Below are 18,319 nucleotides of genomic sequence, written 5' to 3' on the forward strand. Positions count from 1 at the left end.
ACCTTGAGCGGATCCTCGATGAACATCCTCACCATCGACACGGGCACCACCAATACACGCGTCAGCGTCTGGCAGGACGGCATCGTCATCGGCCAGGCCGCGCGACAGGTCGGTGTACGCGATACCGCGATCACCGGCAGCAAGGAGCGGCTCGAGCAAGGAGTGCGCGAGACGATCGCCGACGCGCTCGCCACGGCAGGCCTCGAAGAGGCGGACATCGGCCGCGCGCTGGCCTCCGGCATGATCACCTCCAACATGGGTCTCTGCGAGATTCCGCACGTGGTGGCGGCCGCCGGCATCGACGACCTCGCCGACGCCATGCGCGAGCGCCACCTGCCCAACGTGTGGCGCGACCCGATCTGGTTCGTCCCCGGCGTGCGCAATGCCGTGGACCACATCGGCCTGCACAACTGCGAGGCCATGGACATGATGCGCGGCGAGGAGGTCGAATCCTTCGCACTGATCGAACGCCTCGGCCTCGACGAGCCCACTGTCATCGTGCTGCCCGGTTCGCACTCGAAATTCGTGAGCATCGACGCCGATCGCCGCATCGAGGGTTGCGTCACCACCCTGGCCGGCGAACTGCTTCACGTGATCTCGCACGACACGATCCTCGCCAGTTCGCTGAAGGAAGGCTTCGCCCAGCGCATCGACAGCGAAATGCTGCTCGCGGGCGCCGCGTCGGCGAAGAAGATCGGTCTGGGGCGTGCCTGCTTCAGCGTGCGCATCCTCGATCAGTTCGCGGTCTACGACGCTAACGCACGGGCGAACTTCCTGCTCGGTGCCGTGCTCGGCTCCGACCTGCTGACGCTCAAGAATTCCAGCGCGATCCGGATGAGCCCGGGCACGCGCTTCGTGGTGAGCGGCAAGCCGATCCTGCGCGAAGCCATCGCCCGGCTGGTGGAAGGCGACGATTTCTTTTCCGGGGCCGTCACGGTCCTCGGCGACGACGAGCAGCGCGACCTCGCTGGCCACGGTGTGATCGCCGTGGCCCGCCGTCGCGGACTGGCTGGATAACCCCATGCGTTTCACGAGGACCCGCACATGAAGATGAAGATCGCCCTCGGCCTCACGGCGCTTGCCTTGGCCCTTTCCGCCTGCTCCCAGGGCTCGAACGACCAGGTGAAGATCGGCTTCGTGGTGAAGCAGCCCGAGGAACCCTGGTTCCAGGACGAATGGAAGTACGCCGAGCAGGCCGCGAAGGAGAAGGGCTTCACCCTGGTGAAGATCGGCGCCCCCGACGGCGGCCAGGTGCTCACCACCATCGACAACCTGAAGGCGCAGCACGCGCAGGGCTTCGTCATCTGCACGCCGGACGTGAAGCTCGGCCCCTCCATCGTCGCCAAGGCGAACGCGGACGGCCTGAAGCTGATGACGGTGGACGACCGTCTCGTCGACGGCGCCGGCAAGCCGATCGAGTCCGTGCCGCACATGGGTATCTCGGCCTCGAAGATCGGAGAACAGGTGGGCCAGGCCATCGCGGACGAGATGAAGCAGCGCGGCTGGAAGCCGGAAGAAACGGGTGCCTTGCGCATCTCCTACGACCAGCTACCCACGGCGCGCGAACGCACCGAAGGCGCCGTCGCCGCGCTCACCTCGGCCGGCTTCCCGAAGGACAACATCGTCAACGCGCCCCAGGCGAAGACGGACACCGAGAACTCGTTCAACGCCGCGAACATCGCCATCACCCAGCACCCGAACTACAAGCACTGGGTCGCCTTCGGCCTCAACGACGAGGCGGTATTGGGCGCCGTGCGCGCAGCGGAAGGCCGCGGTTTCTCGGCCGACAACGTCATCGGCGTCGGCATCGGCGGCAGCAAGTCCGCGCTCAACGAATTCTCCAAGGCGCAGGCCACGGGCTTCTTCGGCAGCATGCTCATCAGCCCGAAGCGGCACGGCTACGAAACATCCGTGAACATGTACGAGTGGATCAAGAACGGCAAGGCACCGCCGCCGCTCACCCTGACCACCGGCAAGTTGATCACGCGCGCCAACGCGGATGAGATCCGCAAGGAAATGGGGCTTTGACGATGACCGGCGCGCCGCGTCTCGAGTTCCGGCACATCGGGAAGACCTTCCCGGGCGTGCGCGCGCTCGGTGACGTGGGCTTCCAGGTGCGCGCGGGGAGCGTGCACGGCCTGCTCGGCGAGAACGGCGCGGGTAAGTCGACGATGATGAAGATCCTCGGCGGCGAATACATCCCGGACGAGGGCGAAGTCGCCATCGACGGCCAGGTCATGCACTTCCGCAAGGCCGCCGATGCCATCGACGCCGGCGTCGCCGTGATCCACCAGGAGCTCCAGTACGTCCCGGAACTCTCGGTGATGGAGAACCTGCTGCTCGGCCGCCTGCCCACCCGCTTCGGCCTCGTCGACCGCCGCCGCGCGCTAGCCTGGACACGCGAGCGCCTGGATGCACTCGGCGTGGACCTCGATCCGCGCGCAAAGCTGAAGCAGCTGTCGATCGGCCAGCGACAGATGGTGGAGATCGTCAAGGCGATCCTGCGCGACGCCAAGATCCTCGCCCTCGACGAGCCGACGAGCTCGCTCTCGCATCGCGAAACGGACGTGCTCTTCCGTCTCGTCCGCGACCTGCGCGCGCAGGGCAAGGCGATGATCTATATCTCGCACCGCATGGACGAGGTCTTCGAACTCTGCGACGCGGCCACGATCTTCCGCGACGGCCGCAAGGTGGCCGATTTCGACACCTTGGAAGGCGTCACGCGCGACGTGCTCGTGCAGCGCATGGTCGGGCGCGAAATCAGCGACATCTTCGGCTATCGCCCGCGCGAGCAGGGCGAGGTTCGCCTGTCCGTGCAGGGCGTCACTGGCCGCGCGATGCCTGTCCCCGTGAGCTTCGACGTGCGAGCGGGCGAGATCGTCGGTTTCTTCGGTCTCGTCGGCGCCGGGCGTTCGGAAATCATGCGCGTCGTTTACGGCGCTGACCGCCGCACCGCCGGCGAGGTACGCGTCGACGGCCAGCCGCTCAAGCCGTCGCACATCCGCGATGCCATCCGCCACGGCCTCGTGTTCTGTCCCGAGGACCGCAAGGAGGAAGGCATCATCGGCGTGCGCTCGGTGTCGGAAAACATCAACATCAGCGCGCGACGCAACCACCTCACCGCCGGCCTGTTCGTGAACGACCGTGTCGAGGCACGCACCGCCGACAGCTATATCGAGCGTCTGCGCATCCGCACGCCGCACCGCCGACAGGAAATCCGCCTGCTCTCGGGCGGCAACCAGCAGAAAGCCGTCCTCTCGCGCTGGCTTGCCGAGAAGGACCTCCGCGTGCTGATCGTGGACGAACCCACGCGCGGCATCGACGTCGGCGCAAAGAACGAGATCTACAACGTCCTCTATGAACTGGCCTCGCGAGGTGTCGCCGTGGTGATGATCTCCAGCGAACTGCCCGAGGTGCTCGGCGTGTCCGATCGCATCGTCACCATGTGCCATGGCCGCATCACCGCGCAGTTCGATCGCGCGTCCGCCCATGAGCAGAACGTCCTCGCCGCCGCGCTCCCCGAAGGCGCGGGAACCTCTCTTCCAAGGAATGCCTGACCCATGACCGAGTCCAACGCCGCCGCCATCGCCGCGACTCGCGAGACGCCGCAGGACCGCCGCCGGGCGCTGCTCTGGCACCTCGTCGACGACTACAGCCTGATCGGCATCTTCGTCGTGCTGTTCGCCGTGCTCAGCATGACGGTGCAGTACTTCTTCTCGTGGGACAACGTGGTGGGCCTGGCCCTGTCGGTGTCGCAGATCGGCATGGTCTCCTGCACCATGATGTTCTGCCTCGCATCGCGCGACTTCGACCTCTCCGTCGGCTCCACCGTGGCCTTCGCCGGCGTGTTCTGCGCGATCGTCGCCAATGCGACGGGCAGCGTCACGGTGGGCATCGCCGCCGCCATCGTCGCCGGCGCCCTGGTGGGCTTCGTGAACGGCGTGGTGATCGCCAAGCTGAAGATCAACGCGCTGATCACGACGCTGGCGACGATGGAGATCGTCCGCGGCCTCGCCTTCATCGCCTCGCACGGCCAGGCGGTCGGCGTCAGCAGCGAAGCGTTCTTCACCCTCGGCAGTTCGCAGGTGCTCGGCTTGCCGGTGCCCGTGTGGATCACCCTGGCCTGCTTCGTCGTCTTCGGCGTGCTGCTCAACAAGACCATCTACGGCCGCAATACGCTCGCCATCGGCGGCAACCCGGACGCCGCCCGTCTCGCGGGCGTCGCCGTGGACCGTGTGCGCATCGCCATCTTCCTCATCCAGGGCCTCGTCGCCGCGCTCGCCGGCGTCATCCTCGCCTCGCGCATGACCAGCGGCCAGCCCAACGCGGGCGAGGGCTTCGAGCTGAACGTGATCTCCGCCTGCGTCCTCGGCGGCGTGTCGCTCATGGGCGGGCGGGCGACGATCAGCGGCGTGCTCGTTGGCGTCCTCATCATGGGGACCGTGCAGAATGCGATGAGCCTCATGAACATCGACGCCTTCTACCAATACCTCGTGCGCGGCGCGATCCTGCTGATCGCCGTGCTCGTGGACCAGCTCAAGAACCGCAGGCAGTCCCGCTGATGACCGAAAATTTCACGCCGATCTCGCCGCAGCGCCAGGCCCACGCCGAAGGCGTGATCTGGGACGACCTGGCGAGCCTGGTCCGCTGGACCGACATCGCCACCTCGCACTTGTACGCTTACGATCCCATCACGGGTGCGGTGTCCGAAGCGACGCTTCCGGCCCGCCTCTGCTGCTTCGCCCTCACCCACGTGCCGGGCGTGTTGCTGCTGGCGCTGGAGAAACAGCTGGCCCGGTACGACACGCGCGACGGGACGTTGCACGTCCTCGATGACATCGAGCCGGACCTCACGGGCATGCGCGCCAACGACGGGCGCTGCGACCGCGGCGGTAACTTCGTCTTTGGCACGCTCAACGAGCGCGGGCCGGAGAAGACCGCTTCCTTCTGGCGCTATACGCATGACGGAAAGCTGGGCCGACTGGCCCTGCCGAAGGCCGCGATCACCAACAGCATCTGCTTCAGCCCGGACGGCGGCACGATGTACTTCACCGATTCGCCGACGCGGCAGATCATGGCCTGCGACTACGATGCCGCCAGCGGCGACGTGGATCGCATCCGCGTGTTCGCGGAAGTCGGGGAAGGCGTCGAGCCCGACGGGTCCACCGTGGACGCGGACGGCTTCCTCTGGAATACCGAGTGGGGCGGATCGCGCGCGGTGCGCTACGCGCCGGATGGCCGCGTCGATACCGTCGTCACCCTGCCCGCGCGCCAACCCAGCTGCGTGAGCTTCGCCGGTCCCGCGCTCGACCGCATGGTCGTCACCTCCGCGTCCAAGGGCATCGACCCGAAGATCCTCGAGAGCGAACCCTGCAACGGCGCCATCTTCATCGGCACGCCGCCGCGCGGCCGCGGCTTGCCCGAGGCGCGTTACGGTCATGGAGTGAAGGCATGAGCGCCCGTCCCGATCCACGTACCACGCCCCTCCCGCGCCTTGCCGGCAAGGTCGCCATCGTCACCGGCGCCACCCAGGGCATCGGCGCGGCTACGGCACGCCTGTTCGCCGCACACGGGGCGAAGATCGTCCTCAACGTGCTCGAGGACAACGCGCAGGCGCGCGAGACCCTTACCGGGCTCGACACCGAGGACGCCATGCTGTTCGAGGCCGACGTGACGCATCCGGATGCCGTGCAACGCATGGTCGCTGCCGCCACGGAGCGCTTCGGCGCGCCGGACGTGCTGGTGAACAACGCCGGCATCAACGTCTTCAACGATCCGCTGTCACTGAGCGACGACGAATGGTCGCGCTGCTTCGAAGTCGACCTCAAGGGCGCGTGGAATTGCGCGAAGGCGGTACTGCCCGGCATGCTGGAACTCGGCCGGGGCAGCATCGTCAACATCGCCTCGGTGCACGGCCACAAGATCATCCCGCACTGCTTCCCTTATCCGGTGGCGAAGCATGGCCTGATCGGCCTCACCAAGGCACTCGGCATCGAATACGCGGCGCGTGGCGTCCGGGTGAACTCGATCTCACCGGGCCTCGTGCTCACGGCGATCGCCGAGGCGGGCTTCGCGGCCGCACCGGATCCCGAGGCCGAGCGCCGCAAGCAGACCGAGATCCTGCCGAATAAGCGCATCGGCGAGCCCGAGGAAATCGCGTATACCGCGCTGTTCCTCGCGTCCGACGAAGCCCGCTACATCAACGCCGCCGACATCCGCATCGACGGCGGCCGCTCCCAGCTCTACCACGAGTGACCTCCATGGCCTGGCCTACCGCCCTTCCCCTCATCGCCATCCTCCGTGGCATCACGCCGGACGAGGTCGTCGCCCATGTCGAGGTGCTGCTCGAGGCGGGCTTCGACGCCATCGAGGTGCCACTCAACTCGCCCGACTGGCAGCGCAGCATCCCGCTCGCGCTGGAGGCCGCAGGCGACCGTGCCCTCGTCGGCGCCGGTACCGTCCTCACGCCGGATGCCGTGGACGCCGTGGCCGACCTGGGCGGGCACCTGCTGGTCACGCCGAACACGGACCCGGCGGTCATCCGCCGCGGCCGCGATCGCGGCATGTACACCTCCATCGGCTTCACGACGCCGAGCGAGGCTTTCGCGGCGCTCGCCGCCGGCGCGCAGTCCTTGAAGCTCTTCCCGGCATCGCAGTGGGGGCCCGGCTATGTGAAGTCGATCCGGGCGGTCCTGCCGCCGGATGTACCCCTCCTCGCGGTCGGTGGCGTCACGCCGGAGAACATCGGCCAGTTCCTCGATGCCGGCTGCATCGGTGCGGGGTTGGGCGGAGACCTGTATAAAGCGGGTCAGCCCGTCTCGCGCACGCGTGAACGCGCGCAGGCCTTCGTCAAAGCCTATCGCTCGGTATAAGCATGAAGATCACCCGCATCACCACCTATCGCGTCCCGCCCCGCTGGATGTTCCTCAAGATGGAGACCGACGAAGGCGTCGTCGGCTGGGGCGAGCCCGTGGTCGAGGGGCGGGCCCGCACGGTGGAAGCCGCGGTGCACGAGTTGTCGGAGTACCTCGTCGGGAAGGATCCCTCGCGCATCAACGATCTCTGGCAGGTGATGTACCGCGGCGGCTTCTATCGCGGCGGCGCCATCTTCATGAGCGCCATCGCCGGTATCGACCAGGCGCTGTGGGACATCAAGGGGAAAGTGCTCGGCGCACCCGTCTTCGAGCTGCTCGGGGGCCGCGTGCGCGACCGCATGAAGACCTATTGCTGGGTGGGCGGTGACCGTCCCGCCGACATCATCGCGCAGATCCGCGAGCGCCTGGCCCACGGCTTCGACACGTTCAAGATGAACGGGTGCGAGGAGATGGGCATGATCGGCTCGAGCAAGGCCGTGGACGATGCGGTGGCGCGCATTGCGGAAATCCGCGAGGCGTTCGGCAACACGATCGAGTTCGGCCTGGATTTCCATGGCCGCGTGTCGGCACCGATGGCCAAGGTGCTGGTGAAGGAACTGGAACCGTACCGGCCGCTCTTCATCGAGGAACCGGTGCTGGCGGAACAGGCGGAGTATTACCCGCGCATCGCGGCGCAGACGTCCATTCCACTGGCGGCCGGCGAGCGCATGTATTCGCGCTTCGAATTCAAGCACGTGCTGGAGCGCGGCGGCATCGCCATCATCCAGCCGGACCTCTCGCACGCGGGCGGCATCACCGAATGCGTGAAGCTCGCCGCGATGGCCGAGGCGTACGACGTGGCCTTCGCGCCGCACTGCCCGCTCGGACCCATCGCGCTGGCGTCCTGCCTCCATGTGGACTTCGTCAGCTGGAACGCGACGCTGCAGGAGCAGAGCATCGGCATCCACTACAACCGTGGTGGCGAGGTGCTCGATTACGTGCTGAACAAGGAGGCGCTCGCGCTGGATGATGGCGGCTATGCGAAGCCCTTCACCGGCCCGGGCCTTGGCATCGACGTGAACGAGGAACTGGTGATCGAGCGCAGCCGCGAGGTCGCCGACTGGCGGAACCCGCTGTGGCGGCACCCGGATGGCTCGGTCGCTGAGTGGTAGCGCGCTGGATCCCCGCACACCTGTAGGAGCCGCTACAGCGGCGAGGGCAAGTGGCCGGCCGCTTCAATGCGCTGTTGGTTTCTCGCCGCTGTAGCGGCTCCTACAAACCGAGGGTCTTGGCGGAATCGATGACCCGCACTTCGCCCGGCGCCAGTCCGTCGAGCCGATAACCACCGACCGCCTCGCGAATCAATCGCAAGGTGGGCAAGCCCACGGCAGCGGTCATGCGGCGCACCTGCCGGTTCCGGCCTTCCCTCAGGACGATACGCAACCAGGCATCCGGCACCGTCTTGCGAAAGCGCACGGGCGGATCGCGCGGCCAGAGCCAATCGGGCGCGTCGATCGCCGTGACCTCGGCCGGCAAGGTCGGCCCGTCCTTCAGCAACACGCCGCGGCGCAGGCGCTCGAGGGCATCCTGCGACGGCATCCCCTCGACCTGCACCACATATGTCTTCGGCTGCTTGTGCTTCGGATCGGCGAGGCGGTGCTGCAACCGGCCGTCGTCGGTGAGCAGCAACAGTCCCTCGCTGTCCTGGTCCAGACGCCCCGCCGCGTAAACGCCTTTCTGCGGCACGAAGTCGGCCAGCGTGGGCCGGCCGTCCTCGGCGGTGAACTGGCAGAGCACGCCGAAGGGTTTGTTCAGTGCGACCAGCACCTGGGGCATCTTCCAGACATTACTTCGCCGTGGCGGGTTTCACGAAGCGCAGGGTCATGCGGTCGGATTCGCCGATCGCCATGTACTTCGCCTTGTCCTGGTCCTTCAGCTCGAGCGTCGGCGGCAGGGTCCACACGCCCTTGGGATGGTCGTGGTTGTCCTTCGGGTTGGCGTTGACCTCGCTCTGCCCATCGAGCTTGAAGCCGGCATCGGTGGCCAGCTTGATGACATAGTCCGTCGGCAGGTAACCGCTGTTGACGACCTCATCCAGCTTCTTGCCCTTGTCGGCGCGATGGTCTTCCACGCCGAGCACGCCGCCGGGCTTCAGCACCGTGTAGAACGCCTTGAACATGGCGTCCGCATTGCCGTCGGCCGCCCAGTTATGCACGTTGCGGAAGGTCAGGACCATGTCGGCCGAGCCGGGGGCACCGAGGTTCGGCTTCTTGTCGTCGAACTCGACGAACCCGGCATGGCCGTAATGCGCCTTGTCGAAGCCGAACTTCTTCTTCAGGGCCACGGCGCTCTTCGAGCCCGGGGGCACGGCAGCGATGTAGTGCCCGTTCTCGTTGAGGTACGGCGCAAGAATTTCCGTGAACCAGCCGCCCGACGGCCAGATCTCGATCACGGTCATGTCCGGACGAATGCCGAAGAATGTCAACGTCTCGGCCGGATGGCGGTACGCATCGCGAGCCTTGTTCGCAGGCGAGCGCCAGCTGCCGTCGACGGCCTTCTGCAACTGGGCCGTAGCTACCTGGCCGGCGCTGGCCGGCGGCGTCGCCTGGGCGGGCTGGTCGACCTGGAAGGCCTGGACGGCGAAGGACGCGGCGAGGGCGACCGCATTGGCGATGATGAACTTCTTCGTGAACTTCTTCATGGCGGCACCGCTTTCGTTGGGGATGTGGGCGGGAAGGCTAGCACGGCGGAGGACCTCCTCCGGACACGGGCGGCCTCCTACCCCAAAGTGGGTAGGGTGACCTTGAGGTAACGAATACACTCCGTTCCGCATCATGACCGCCCCACCCCAGGGAACCCCGCACATGTCCTTGCCCCACTTCCGTCCCTTGGCGGGCGGCATCCTGCTCGCGTTGTGCAGTGTGGCCACGGCCCAGGAGGCGCAGCTCGCGCCCGTGGTCGTGACCGCGACGCGCACCGCGCAGACGCCTTACGATGTCCCCGCCGCGATCGACGTGGCGACGACACCACCCGACGGCTCGTTCGACGTGAACCTGTCCGAGCGGGTGCAGGCCATCCCGGGCATCGTGGCGCGCGACCGGCAGAACTACGCGCAGGATGCGCAGGTGTCGATACGGGGTTTCGGGGCGCGTTCGACCTTCGGCATCCGCGGCGTGCGGCTCTACACCGACGGCATCCCCGCGAGCATGCCGGACGGCCAGGGCCAGGTGTCGCACTTCAACCTCGATTCCGCCGATCGGGTCGAAGTGCTTCGTGGACCCTTCTCAGCCCTCTACGGCAACGCATCGGGTGGCGTGGTGCAGTTGTTCACCGCCGACGGCACCGATCCCGCCGAGCTTCGCTTCGGCGTGGCGGCCGGCAGCAACGGCAACGTCCGCAGTTCGGTCAACGCGCGGGGCGTGGATGGGCCCGTCGACTACAACGTCGACTTCACGCACTTCCGCACCAGCGGTTACCGCGACCACAGTGCCGCGCGCCGCGAGTCCGGCAACGCGAAGATCGGCTGGAAACTCAACGACGACGCGAAGCTCACCCTGGTGGTGAACACGCTGGACGTACCCGACGCGCAGGATCCGCTCGGGTTGACGCGAGCGCAATACAAGGCGAATCCGCGCCAGGTGGCCGCCGCGGCGGAGACGTTCGACACGCGTAAGTCGGCGGACCAGCAACAGGCGGGCCTCATCTACGACCAGCGCATCGACGACGCCAACAGCCTCCGCATCATGGGCTATTACGGCCAGCGCGGCGTGACGCAGTACCTCTCCATCCCTGTCGCCACCCAGGTGTCGCAGCCAGGCAATTCGGGCGGCGTGGTGGACCTGGACAACGAATACGGCGGCGGCGACGCGCGCTGGACCTGGCGGAACACGCTCGCGGGTCGACCGTTCGAACTGGCTGCCGGCGTGGCCTACGATAACCAGGAACAGCATCGCCAAGGCTACGAGAACTTCGTCGGCGATGCGCTGGGCGTGCGCGGTGCGAAGCGCCGCGACGAGGTCGACCGGGTCTTCGACTTCGACCAGTACGCGCAAGCCACCTGGCGTGTCGCCGACGACTGGACCCTGATGGGCGGCGCACGGCATAGCGAAGTCCGTTTCCGTTCCACCGACCGCTACATCGCCGCCGGCAACCCGGACGACAGCGGCACGGTGAAGTACGCCGCGACGACGCCGGTGTTCGGCATCCTCTGGCGCGCCGCGACGTGGATGCACGTGTACGCGAACTGGGGGCGCGGCTTCGAAACGCCCACGTTCTCGGAGCTGGGCTACCGCGCCGACCGCGGAGCCGGGCTCGCCTTCGACCTGAAGCCGTCGCACTCGCACAACGCGGAACTCGGTTTCAAATTGCGCCCGTCCGATGGCATCGAGGCGAACGTTGCCGTCTTCCGCGCGGACAGCGACGACGAGCTGGCCGTGGCGACGAACCTCGGGGGCCGCACGACCTACCAGAACATCGCGCGCTCGCGACGGCAAGGTATCGAGGCGTCGTTCAAGGCCGACCTGGCGACGAACCTGCGCTTCGTCGCGTCGTACACGCACCTCCAGGCCAGCTTCCGCACGCCGTTCCTCACCTGCGCGTCGGCCGGATGCCCGGCGTCGGATACGCCGGTGTCGGCGGGCACCCGCATTCCTGGCGTGCCGCGCTCCTTTGGATATGCGGCGCTGAACTATGGCGGCACGCGCGGCTGGCAGGCCGGTTTCGACATGAGCGCCATGGGCGCGACGTCGGTCAACGACTTAGGCACGGAGTCGGCGCCGGGGTATGCGTTGTTCGGCCTGTCGGGCGGGTACGTCTTCGAGGAAGGGCCGTGGCGCGTGAACACGTTCGCACGAGTGGACAATCTTGCCGACCGGCACGTCGTGGGGTCGGTGATCGTCAATGACGGAAACGGGCGGTATTACGAGCCGGCGCCGGGAAGGAGCTTCCTGGTGGGTGTCGACGTGCGCTGGCGCTGAGGCTCTTAGCCCGAGATGGCCAGGCGCTCGGAACGGTACATCCACGCGGTGGCCCATACCGCCAGTATCGCCGCCACGAAGCCGCCCGCGAGGCACAGGCCCATCTGCCATCCCGGCACGCCGTCGCCGCGCAGCAACTGCACGATGCCCAGGTTCTGGCCCAGCAGCGGCACCGCGTACATCCATGGCTCCGCGCGCACCGGAATCACCGACAGCAGCGCGCTCGGCAACACGGGAACGATCATGAGGATCGACAGGTACGTCTGCGCCTCGCGATAGCTCTTCGCGAACGCCGACACCAGGGACTGCAAGGCCGCCAGCAAGAGGATCAGGGGCAGCATCAACAGCACCACCTGCGCACCGAAACGCAGGCCGAGGTCCAGCGCGATCCCGAGCTTGTCGGTGGGAATGAACCACGGGGCCGTGGCGAAGGCCGCGACGCTGAGCAGGAGGCTCACCACGGAGAAGGTGCAGATGGCACCGAGCTTTCCCGCGAGGATCTTCCAGCGCGACACCGGGTTCACGAACAAGGGTTCCAGCGACTGCCGCTCGCGCTCGCCCGCCGTGAGGTCGATGGCCAGGTACATGCCGCCGAGAAAAACGGTGAGCACGAAGAAATACGGCAGGAACGAGAACATCAGCGCGGAGCGCGACTGCGACGTCGCCTGGTCGCGCTCGGCCACCTGTACCGGCCATGCGGTGGTCGGCGACAGGCCGCGTGCGATGAGTCGCATGGCGCCTTCGCGCTTGCCGTAGCTTTCGACGACATTGCGCACCCGCGCCACCGGCGTGGACGCGTCGCGTCGCGACGAGTCGTAGATCACTTCGACCTGCACGGCCTGGCCCTTGCTCCAGGCCTGCGCGTACTCCGGCGAGATGCGCACGACCACATCGGCGCGTTGCTCGCGTACCGCCGTTTCGGGGTCGGCCAAGGCCGGTGCGGCATCGATGCCTGCGCCTTTCAACGCCTTGACGAGGTTAGGGGCCAGTTCGGCGCCGATGACCGGCACCGACAGCGGCCGGTCCGACTTCGCCAGTTGCTGGTTGATCATCACGTTCATCAACATGATGAACATCACCGGGCCCAGCAGCGGGCCGGTGATCAACGCGTTGATCAGCGTGCGGCGATCGCGGAGGTTCTCGCGCACTTCTTTCCAGTAAACGGTGCTGAACGCGCTCATGCGGCGAGGCCCTCGTCGGTTCCGATGATTTTCACGAACGCATCCTCGAGACTCGTTTCGCCCGTCTGCGCCAGAAGCGCCGCGGGCGTCTCGTCGGCGACGACGCGCCCGTGGGCGATCACCACGATGCGATCGCAGAGCGCCGCGACCTCCTGCATGATGTGGCTGGAAAACAGCACGCAGCGCCCCTCGTCCTTCAACTGGCGCATGAACCGGCGCATGGCCCGCGTGGCCATGACGTCGAGTCCATTGGTGGGTTCGTCGAGCAACACGTTGCGTGGGTCATGCACCAGCGCGCGTGCGATCGCCGTCTTCACTCGCTGGCCTTGCGAGAAGCCCTCGGTGCGCCGGCCCGCGATGTCACGCATCTCGAGCGCGTCGATGAGCGCTTCCCGGCGTTCGCGCAGCAGGTTCGCGGGCACCCCGTGAAGTCCGCCGAAGTAGTCGATGTTCTCGGCGGCGGTCAGTCGCTTGTAGAGGCCGCGCGCGTCGGGCAGCACGCCGAGCTGGCGGCGTACCGCGAGCGGGTCCGCCGCGGCGTCCACGCCGTCCACCAGCACCTGTCCCGCGTCCGGTGTCATCAAGGTGTAGAGCATGCGCAGCGTCGTGGTCTTGCCGGCGCCGTTCGGCCCGAGCAGGCCGGTGATTTCACCATCCCGCGCGGTGAAGCTCACGCCGTTGACGGCACGCACGTCGCCGAAGGCCTTGTGCAGATCCTTGACCTCGATCATGGGGTCGCTCCGTTGAAACCGACGAAGACAGGCAGCGGCGCCAGACGGTCCAGGCAACCCGCATCCAGGCCCTTCGCATCGGCCTTGTCGATGAAACGGTCCAGCAGCCGCGGCATGCAGCCGCGCGCCACCACGTTGTGGCCCTGCCCCTTCAGGACGAGGTGCCGGCCGTTGGGAAGGCCCTTGAGCACCTCGTCGCCGTAACGAGGCGGCGTAACCGGGTCGAACTCCCCCGACATCAGCAGGGCGGGTACGTCGCTCTTCAGCGGCGAGTGGAAATCCGCCGGGCGTGCACCGTGCGGCCAGACCGAACACGCGGCGCGAAAGGCCTCGATCATGGTGTCGCCGAGGATCGTGTCCTTGTCTTCCGGACGCGACCGCAACAGGTCGGCATCCTCGGAACAGATCACCGAGTACTGCATGCCACCGTCCATCGTGTCGCCCAGATCGCCCGTAAGGAGCTTGGCCTGGCCGAGCAGGGGGCCGACGTCGCCGTGGGCCGCGGCATCGATGGACAGCGGGAGTAGCGCGGCGGTTTCCGGTGAGTAGGCGAACATGCGCACCACCGTGGCCAGCGAGTACTCGCTGAGCACGCGTTGCACCGAGGCGTAGTCTTGCGGGTCGCGGAAGCTCACCTTGTGCGGGTTGGCGCGCAGTGCGTCGCGCAACTGGTAGAGCGTCTGGTACGGGTCGCTGAAGCGTGCCCGGCAGGCCTCGTCTGCATGGCAGCGCGCGAACTGCGCCTTGAGCGCGGCATCGAGGTTCACCGCGAAATCCTCGCCGAGCACGAGGCTGTTCGGCGCGATACCGTCGAGGATGAGCGTGCGCAGGCCGTCCGGATGGCGCATCGCGTAGTGCTGGGCCACGCGCGTGCCGTAGGAGACACCGAGCAGGTCGAACTGCGGCGAACCCAGGGCACGGCGCACGTCCTCGAGGTCCGCCACGGCATCGGTGGTCGTGTAGAAGCGCACGTCCGCGTCCTTCGAGAGCCGCTCGAGGCAGCCGCGCGTTTCCTTGCGCACGGCCTCGGCGTCGAACCCGCCTTCGTCTTCCACACCTCCCGGCGCGCCCGGTTCGTCATCGCGACAACTCAGCGGATGCGATCCACCGGTGCCGCGCTGGTCGAGCAGGAGCAGGTTGCGATGGGCGAGCAGCGGTGCGAGCGCGGGAGCGATCGCCGGATAGCTTTCCGCCGCGGATTGGCCCGGGCCGCCGGCGATGAAGGCGACCATGTCCGGCGCCGGTACCTGGGCGCTGCTGCGAACGATGGCGAGGCGCAGCGAGATCTTCCTGCCTTCCGGGTGCGCGCGATCCTCCGGCACGTCGAACGGTGTGCACCACGCCGCCGTGGACAGGCCCGAATGCGGCTGCGGCAACTCGCAGGGTTTCAGTTCCAGCGAGCCGAGGTGCCAGGTACGTGGAGGCGCCGGCTTCGTCGCCGCCAGCGGCTGCGCTGCGGGGCTGGACTCGGCGCCGCCGTGGCGCATCCACTGCCGGCCGCTCAAGGCGGCGGCCACGATGACGACGATGACGGCGATCCGTGGCGGTCGTTTCATTCCTGCTCCCCCGGGGTGAAGATGGTTTCGATGGACGTTTCGAAAAGCGCCGCGATCTTGAACGCGAGCGGCAGGCTCGGGTCGTATTTGCCGGTCTCGATGGCATTCACGGTCTGCCGCGATACGTCGAGCTTCTCGCCGAGCTCAGCCTGCGACCAGCCCAGCAAGGTGCGGAGTTCACGGACGCGGTTGTTCATCGCGCGCGGTAGTACAGCCGAACGGCGCACTTCACCACGCCGAAGCATCCCAGCAGCACCGGCAGCACCCAGATCGCCACCGATTCGGCGGTGGTTGCCGGGATCACCTTCGCGTTGAGCAGCATGCCGTAGGTGAAGAAGCCGAAGCCGCCGATGGCGCCAGCGATCGCGATGGCCTCCAGGTCGATGCGGCGTTCGAACTCGTCCTGGTCGCGGATCACCCGCACCATCGCGCGGATGACGTAGGCGATCGGCAGGACGGGAAGAAGGGTGACGAGCGTGCGCGCCAGATCGCCTTGCAGTGTCCGCAGCCAACTCACCGACAGGAAGAGCAGCAGTACATAGGCGACCATCGCCGGAAACAACTCACGCAGGTAACGCTTATGTACGGCTCGCATGGCTCCCCCTGTCAGCGCCCGGCACACGATCGTGTCAAGCACGCTTGACATTATCCTGAGCCCGGCCCGGATCAATGTCAAGCGTCCTTTACAGCACGCCTCAGAAGCTCCAGACCGCGCCGGCGCGCGCGCCGCGCCCGGATTCGCTGCCGCGGCCGCGAGCCAGGCGGGCCGTCGTATCGACACAGACGGTCCATCGCGTACCGAACTCGAATGTCGCGCCGGCAGCCACGTCGATGGAACGGCCCGCGCGGGCGGATGGCAGGCGCTCGCCCGACACCTGGAGCGACGTGCCGCTGTCGCGCGCCACCGCATAACGCAGGTCGATGTACGGCGACCAGGCGTAGAGCCTCCTTCCTTCAGGCTGGAACACGAGCGAAGCCTTCGCGCCACCGCGCAAGGTGGTGCGCCGAGGCGAGCCGCCGACGACATCGATACCGTCACCGTCCCTGCCGCGGGCGAAGCGAAGCCGCTGCCAGAGCACGGAGACGCCGGGCTCGACGAGCAGTCGCGCCGACGGTCGCCAGCGGAACGCCGCCGAGACCGTTGCCTCGCTGCCCTTCGCCCGCAACCGCGGCAGTACCTCGCCCCGTGTTGGCGTCCGCACGTCGATTCGATAGCGCGTGACGCCATACGCCGACGTCACGGCCCAGCCACTTTGCGTCGTCCACGAGGCGTGCCACGCGATCCCGTGCGCGGTTGCGCGTGCGGCACTATCGCCATCGTCGGCGCGCGGGGAAATGCGCGCGCTGCCGACGGAAAGCGCCACTCCCGTGCGCAGCGTCGTGTCACCGATGGCCTGGACGAGTACGTCGCCCGCGACCTGCAGGCCGCGATCGCTGCGCCGGTAGTCGATGCCGTAGGACGCCCGGGAGAGACTGCTGCGATATCCGGCATCGCCGCCGAAGGCGAGCACGCGCACGGCGGGCCCGCGCGAGAACGAAACGCCGACGGGCCGTAGCGCGTCGATCGCGCCGCGGCCGTAACCGAACAGGGCATGCGCGAGCACGAGATAAGCGGGTACTTGCGGCACCAGGGCGGTACGCGATGTCGCCTCGCCAGCGCGCGTGCTCTGCAGGCGGAAATCCCAGTAGCCGCCCTCGCCCGCGACGAGGCGCTGGTCGGGATCGCTGCGACCGGGCTCGTAGGCCTGCAACCGGTACTGCCACGGTCCGACCGCGACGTAATCGCCCGCGAGCTGGAACGCGTCGCTCATGGACGCACCCGCCACCTGCACCACGCTGATGCCGTCGCCGGGCCCGCTCGGCCCGCCGCGTTCCGTTGTCGCCGCGCCGCCACCGCCCACGTTCGCGACATGCAACGGCGTAAGCCCCGTGGCGTCGCCGCTGACGAGCAAGCGGTCCGTCGCCTGACGGCGCAGCGACCCACCCGCATCCAGCCGCGCGCCCAGCACGATGCCGGACGCATCCGGATCGGCATGCCAACTGCCGACGCGCACGCTGCGGAAACCCGCCTGCGCGCGGTCGACGTCGATACGACCGCCGGCCGCAAGGCGTACGGACCCGACGTCGCTGTCGCCGGTCACGGTCCACACAGAGTGATCCAGGTGCAACGACGTCAACCGGCTACCGCGACCACGCCAGGCGCCATTCGCAAGCCGCATCTCGAGTTCGCCCTTGCCTGTCCGGACGGCGTCTCCGTCGATGCGGGTTCCGCGGGCGTGGATCGACAACCCCGGCGTACCGCTCTCGATGCGTCCGAGCACCGTGCTGTCGTCGAGGCGGACGCGTGCCGTGCCATCACCCTGGAAACGCGTGCTGACGGCGTTGCCGCCCGGCGCTTCCAACGTGGATCCGCGCAGGCGTGCTTCTCCGTGGTTGACGCCAAGCGCCGTGGCCCCGGTGGCGGCCGCTGCGATGTGCGCGCCTTCGGCGGTCACCTGGGAGCCGCCTGCCACGAACAGGCCCACGCCGTGCCTTCCGTGCGTGACGATCCGAACGTCATCCAACGATGCGAGGCTCCCGCGATGCACTAGAACGCCGATGCCTGCCTCGCCAGGCACCTCCACGAGTGTGTCGCCGAGGTCGAGCGTCGCCTTGCCCTGCACCTGGATACCGATGCCCCAGGGGCCGCTCACACCGACCTGGCTGCCGGCGAGCGAGAGGCTCCCGCCATCGTTGACGAAGACGCCATAGGCGCGTGCATTGCGTGTGCCCGCGCCGTCATTGACGAATCGCGCCCCTTCCGCATCGAGCGTGGCACGGGTTTCCACCCGTGTCGCCATCGTCCCGGGCCCGGACGCGCGCACGACATCGCCGGGCGAAAGGAAATCCGCGGTTCCACGCTGCACGACGTATTGCGCCGGTCGGGACCATGACGTTGGTGTCGCGGTCAGCGCCGAAACGATCGCGATGGCGATCGCGCCGCGTCCGGGGGTGTTCGTTGCCATGCCGCGCTCCTTGCTC

General features: G+C 67.6%; 17 protein-coding genes. 9 read left to right on the forward strand and 8 right to left on the reverse strand.

The window, feature by feature from the left end; genetic code table 11:
- Positions 1-18 precede the first annotated feature (18 nt).
- From ACQKIE_RS06725 to dgoD, 8 genes are read left to right on the forward strand one after another with little or no spacing between them, the layout of a single operon-like run.
- Positions 19-1,017: a 2-dehydro-3-deoxygalactonokinase gene (locus ACQKIE_RS06725; RefSeq protein ID WP_427457126.1), complete on the forward strand. Its 999-nt coding sequence runs from the start codon at positions 19-21 to the stop codon at positions 1,015-1,017.
- Positions 1,018-1,044: 27 nt separating this feature from the next.
- Positions 1,045-2,028: an arabinose ABC transporter substrate-binding protein gene (locus ACQKIE_RS06730; RefSeq protein ID WP_427457128.1), complete on the forward strand. Its 984-nt coding sequence runs from the start codon at positions 1,045-1,047 to the stop codon at positions 2,026-2,028.
- Positions 2,029-2,030: 2 nt separating this feature from the next.
- Positions 2,031-3,557 (forward strand): L-arabinose ABC transporter ATP-binding protein AraG, encoded by a 1,527-nt coding sequence (araG, locus tag ACQKIE_RS06735; RefSeq protein WP_427458399.1) that lies wholly within the window; start codon positions 2,031-2,033, stop codon positions 3,555-3,557.
- A gap of 3 nt (positions 3,558-3,560) precedes the next feature.
- Positions 3,561-4,562 carry an L-arabinose ABC transporter permease AraH gene (gene araH, locus ACQKIE_RS06740; RefSeq protein ID WP_427457130.1) on the forward strand — a complete coding sequence of 334 codons (1,002 nt, stop codon included), beginning with the start codon at positions 3,561-3,563 and terminating at the stop codon, positions 4,560-4,562.
- Entirely contained in the window at positions 4,562-5,455 is an 894-nt protein-coding gene (locus ACQKIE_RS06745) for an SMP-30/gluconolactonase/LRE family protein (protein ID WP_427457132.1), read from the forward strand. The genes araH and ACQKIE_RS06745 overlap by 1 nt, the downstream gene beginning before the upstream one ends.
- Complete coding sequence (locus ACQKIE_RS06750) at positions 5,452-6,255, forward strand: SDR family oxidoreductase (RefSeq protein ID WP_427457134.1); 804 nt, start codon at positions 5,452-5,454, stop codon at positions 6,253-6,255. The genes ACQKIE_RS06745 and ACQKIE_RS06750 overlap by 4 nt, the downstream gene beginning before the upstream one ends.
- Positions 6,256-6,260: 5 nt before the next feature.
- Positions 6,261-6,872, forward strand: a complete 612-nt coding sequence (locus tag ACQKIE_RS06755) for a 2-dehydro-3-deoxy-6-phosphogalactonate aldolase (RefSeq protein WP_427457136.1) — start codon at positions 6,261-6,263, stop codon at positions 6,870-6,872.
- Between the two features lie 2 nt (positions 6,873-6,874).
- Complete coding sequence (gene dgoD, locus ACQKIE_RS06760; protein ID WP_427457138.1) at positions 6,875-8,026, forward strand: galactonate dehydratase; 1,152 nt, start codon at positions 6,875-6,877, stop codon at positions 8,024-8,026.
- 100 nt (positions 8,027-8,126) lie between these two features.
- On the opposite strand, the gene ACQKIE_RS06765 is transcribed toward dgoD, so the two are convergent.
- The gene (locus ACQKIE_RS06765; RefSeq protein ID WP_427458401.1) at positions 8,127-8,681 is read right to left on the reverse strand and encodes a pseudouridine synthase; all 555 of its coding nucleotides are present in this window, start codon (positions 8,679-8,681) and stop codon (positions 8,127-8,129) included.
- Between the two features lie 19 nt (positions 8,682-8,700).
- The gene (locus tag ACQKIE_RS06770) at positions 8,701-9,555 is read right to left on the reverse strand and encodes a class I SAM-dependent methyltransferase (protein ID WP_427457140.1); all 855 of its coding nucleotides are present in this window, start codon (positions 9,553-9,555) and stop codon (positions 8,701-8,703) included.
- 163 nt (positions 9,556-9,718) lie between these two features.
- Between ACQKIE_RS06770 and ACQKIE_RS06775 the strand changes: the two genes are divergently transcribed.
- A complete protein-coding gene (locus ACQKIE_RS06775) occupies positions 9,719-11,830 on the forward strand; it encodes a TonB-dependent receptor family protein (RefSeq protein ID WP_427457143.1) in 2,112 nt (703 codons plus the stop codon).
- A gap of 5 nt (positions 11,831-11,835) precedes the next feature.
- Here ACQKIE_RS06775 and ACQKIE_RS06780 read toward each other — a convergent pair whose 3' ends face one another.
- The 6 genes from ACQKIE_RS06780 to ACQKIE_RS06805 all read right to left on the reverse strand — a co-directional run bounded on the left by ACQKIE_RS06780 (position 11,836) and on the right by ACQKIE_RS06805 (position 18,303).
- Positions 11,836-13,011 carry an ABC transporter permease gene (locus ACQKIE_RS06780; RefSeq protein WP_427457145.1) on the reverse strand — a complete coding sequence of 392 codons (1,176 nt, stop codon included), beginning with the start codon at positions 13,009-13,011 and terminating at the stop codon, positions 11,836-11,838.
- Complete coding sequence (locus ACQKIE_RS06785; RefSeq protein ID WP_427457147.1) at positions 13,008-13,742, reverse strand: ATP-binding cassette domain-containing protein; 735 nt, start codon at positions 13,740-13,742, stop codon at positions 13,008-13,010. The genes ACQKIE_RS06780 and ACQKIE_RS06785 overlap by 4 nt, the downstream gene beginning before the upstream one ends.
- Positions 13,739-15,298, reverse strand: coding sequence for an alpha/beta hydrolase (locus ACQKIE_RS06790; RefSeq protein WP_427457149.1), 1,560 nt, complete (start codon positions 15,296-15,298; stop codon positions 13,739-13,741). The genes ACQKIE_RS06785 and ACQKIE_RS06790 overlap by 4 nt, the downstream gene beginning before the upstream one ends.
- Complete coding sequence (locus ACQKIE_RS06795) at positions 15,295-15,495, reverse strand: helix-turn-helix transcriptional regulator (RefSeq protein ID WP_427457151.1); 201 nt, start codon at positions 15,493-15,495, stop codon at positions 15,295-15,297. Before ACQKIE_RS06795 ends, ACQKIE_RS06790 begins: the two co-directional genes overlap by 4 nt.
- The gene (locus ACQKIE_RS06800; protein ID WP_427457153.1) at positions 15,492-15,893 is read right to left on the reverse strand and encodes a hypothetical protein; all 402 of its coding nucleotides are present in this window, start codon (positions 15,891-15,893) and stop codon (positions 15,492-15,494) included. The genes ACQKIE_RS06795 and ACQKIE_RS06800 overlap by 4 nt, the downstream gene beginning before the upstream one ends.
- A gap of 100 nt (positions 15,894-15,993) precedes the next feature.
- Positions 15,994-18,303: an autotransporter outer membrane beta-barrel domain-containing protein gene (locus ACQKIE_RS06805; RefSeq protein ID WP_427457155.1), complete on the reverse strand. Its 2,310-nt coding sequence runs from the start codon at positions 18,301-18,303 to the stop codon at positions 15,994-15,996.
- Positions 18,304-18,319: the final 16 nt, after the last annotated feature.

It is taken from the genome of Luteibacter sp. NPDC031894, assembly GCF_050273135.1.
Taxonomy (GTDB): domain Bacteria; phylum Pseudomonadota; class Gammaproteobacteria; order Xanthomonadales; family Rhodanobacteraceae; genus Luteibacter.

Coding starts and splice junctions, on each gene's coding strand:
- ACQKIE_RS06725 (WP_427457126.1), top strand. CDS start 19: ATGAACATCCTCACCATCGACACGGGCACCACCAATACACGCGTCAGC.
- ACQKIE_RS06730 (WP_427457128.1), top strand. CDS start 1,045: ATGAAGATGAAGATCGCCCTCGGCCTCACGGCGCTTGCCTTGGCCCTT.
- araG (WP_427458399.1), top strand. CDS start 2,031: ATGACCGGCGCGCCGCGTCTCGAGTTCCGGCACATCGGGAAGACCTTC.
- araH (WP_427457130.1), top strand. CDS start 3,561: ATGACCGAGTCCAACGCCGCCGCCATCGCCGCGACTCGCGAGACGCCG.
- ACQKIE_RS06745 (WP_427457132.1), top strand. CDS start 4,562: ATGACCGAAAATTTCACGCCGATCTCGCCGCAGCGCCAGGCCCACGCC.
- ACQKIE_RS06750 (WP_427457134.1), top strand. CDS start 5,452: ATGAGCGCCCGTCCCGATCCACGTACCACGCCCCTCCCGCGCCTTGCC.
- ACQKIE_RS06755 (WP_427457136.1), top strand. CDS start 6,261: ATGGCCTGGCCTACCGCCCTTCCCCTCATCGCCATCCTCCGTGGCATC.
- dgoD (WP_427457138.1), top strand. CDS start 6,875: ATGAAGATCACCCGCATCACCACCTATCGCGTCCCGCCCCGCTGGATG.
- ACQKIE_RS06770 (WP_427457140.1), bottom strand. CDS start 9,555: ATGAAGAAGTTCACGAAGAAGTTCATCATCGCCAATGCGGTCGCCCTC.
- ACQKIE_RS06775 (WP_427457143.1), top strand. CDS start 9,719: ATGTCCTTGCCCCACTTCCGTCCCTTGGCGGGCGGCATCCTGCTCGCG.
- ACQKIE_RS06780 (WP_427457145.1), bottom strand. CDS start 13,011: ATGAGCGCGTTCAGCACCGTTTACTGGAAAGAAGTGCGCGAGAACCTC.
- ACQKIE_RS06785 (WP_427457147.1), bottom strand. CDS start 13,742: ATGATCGAGGTCAAGGATCTGCACAAGGCCTTCGGCGACGTGCGTGCC.
- ACQKIE_RS06790 (WP_427457149.1), bottom strand. CDS start 15,298: ATGAAACGACCGCCACGGATCGCCGTCATCGTCGTCATCGTGGCCGCC.
- ACQKIE_RS06795 (WP_427457151.1), bottom strand. CDS start 15,495: ATGAACAACCGCGTCCGTGAACTCCGCACCTTGCTGGGCTGGTCGCAG.
- ACQKIE_RS06800 (WP_427457153.1), bottom strand. CDS start 15,893: ATGCGAGCCGTACATAAGCGTTACCTGCGTGAGTTGTTTCCGGCGATG.
- ACQKIE_RS06805 (WP_427457155.1), bottom strand. CDS start 18,303: ATGGCAACGAACACCCCCGGACGCGGCGCGATCGCCATCGCGATCGTT.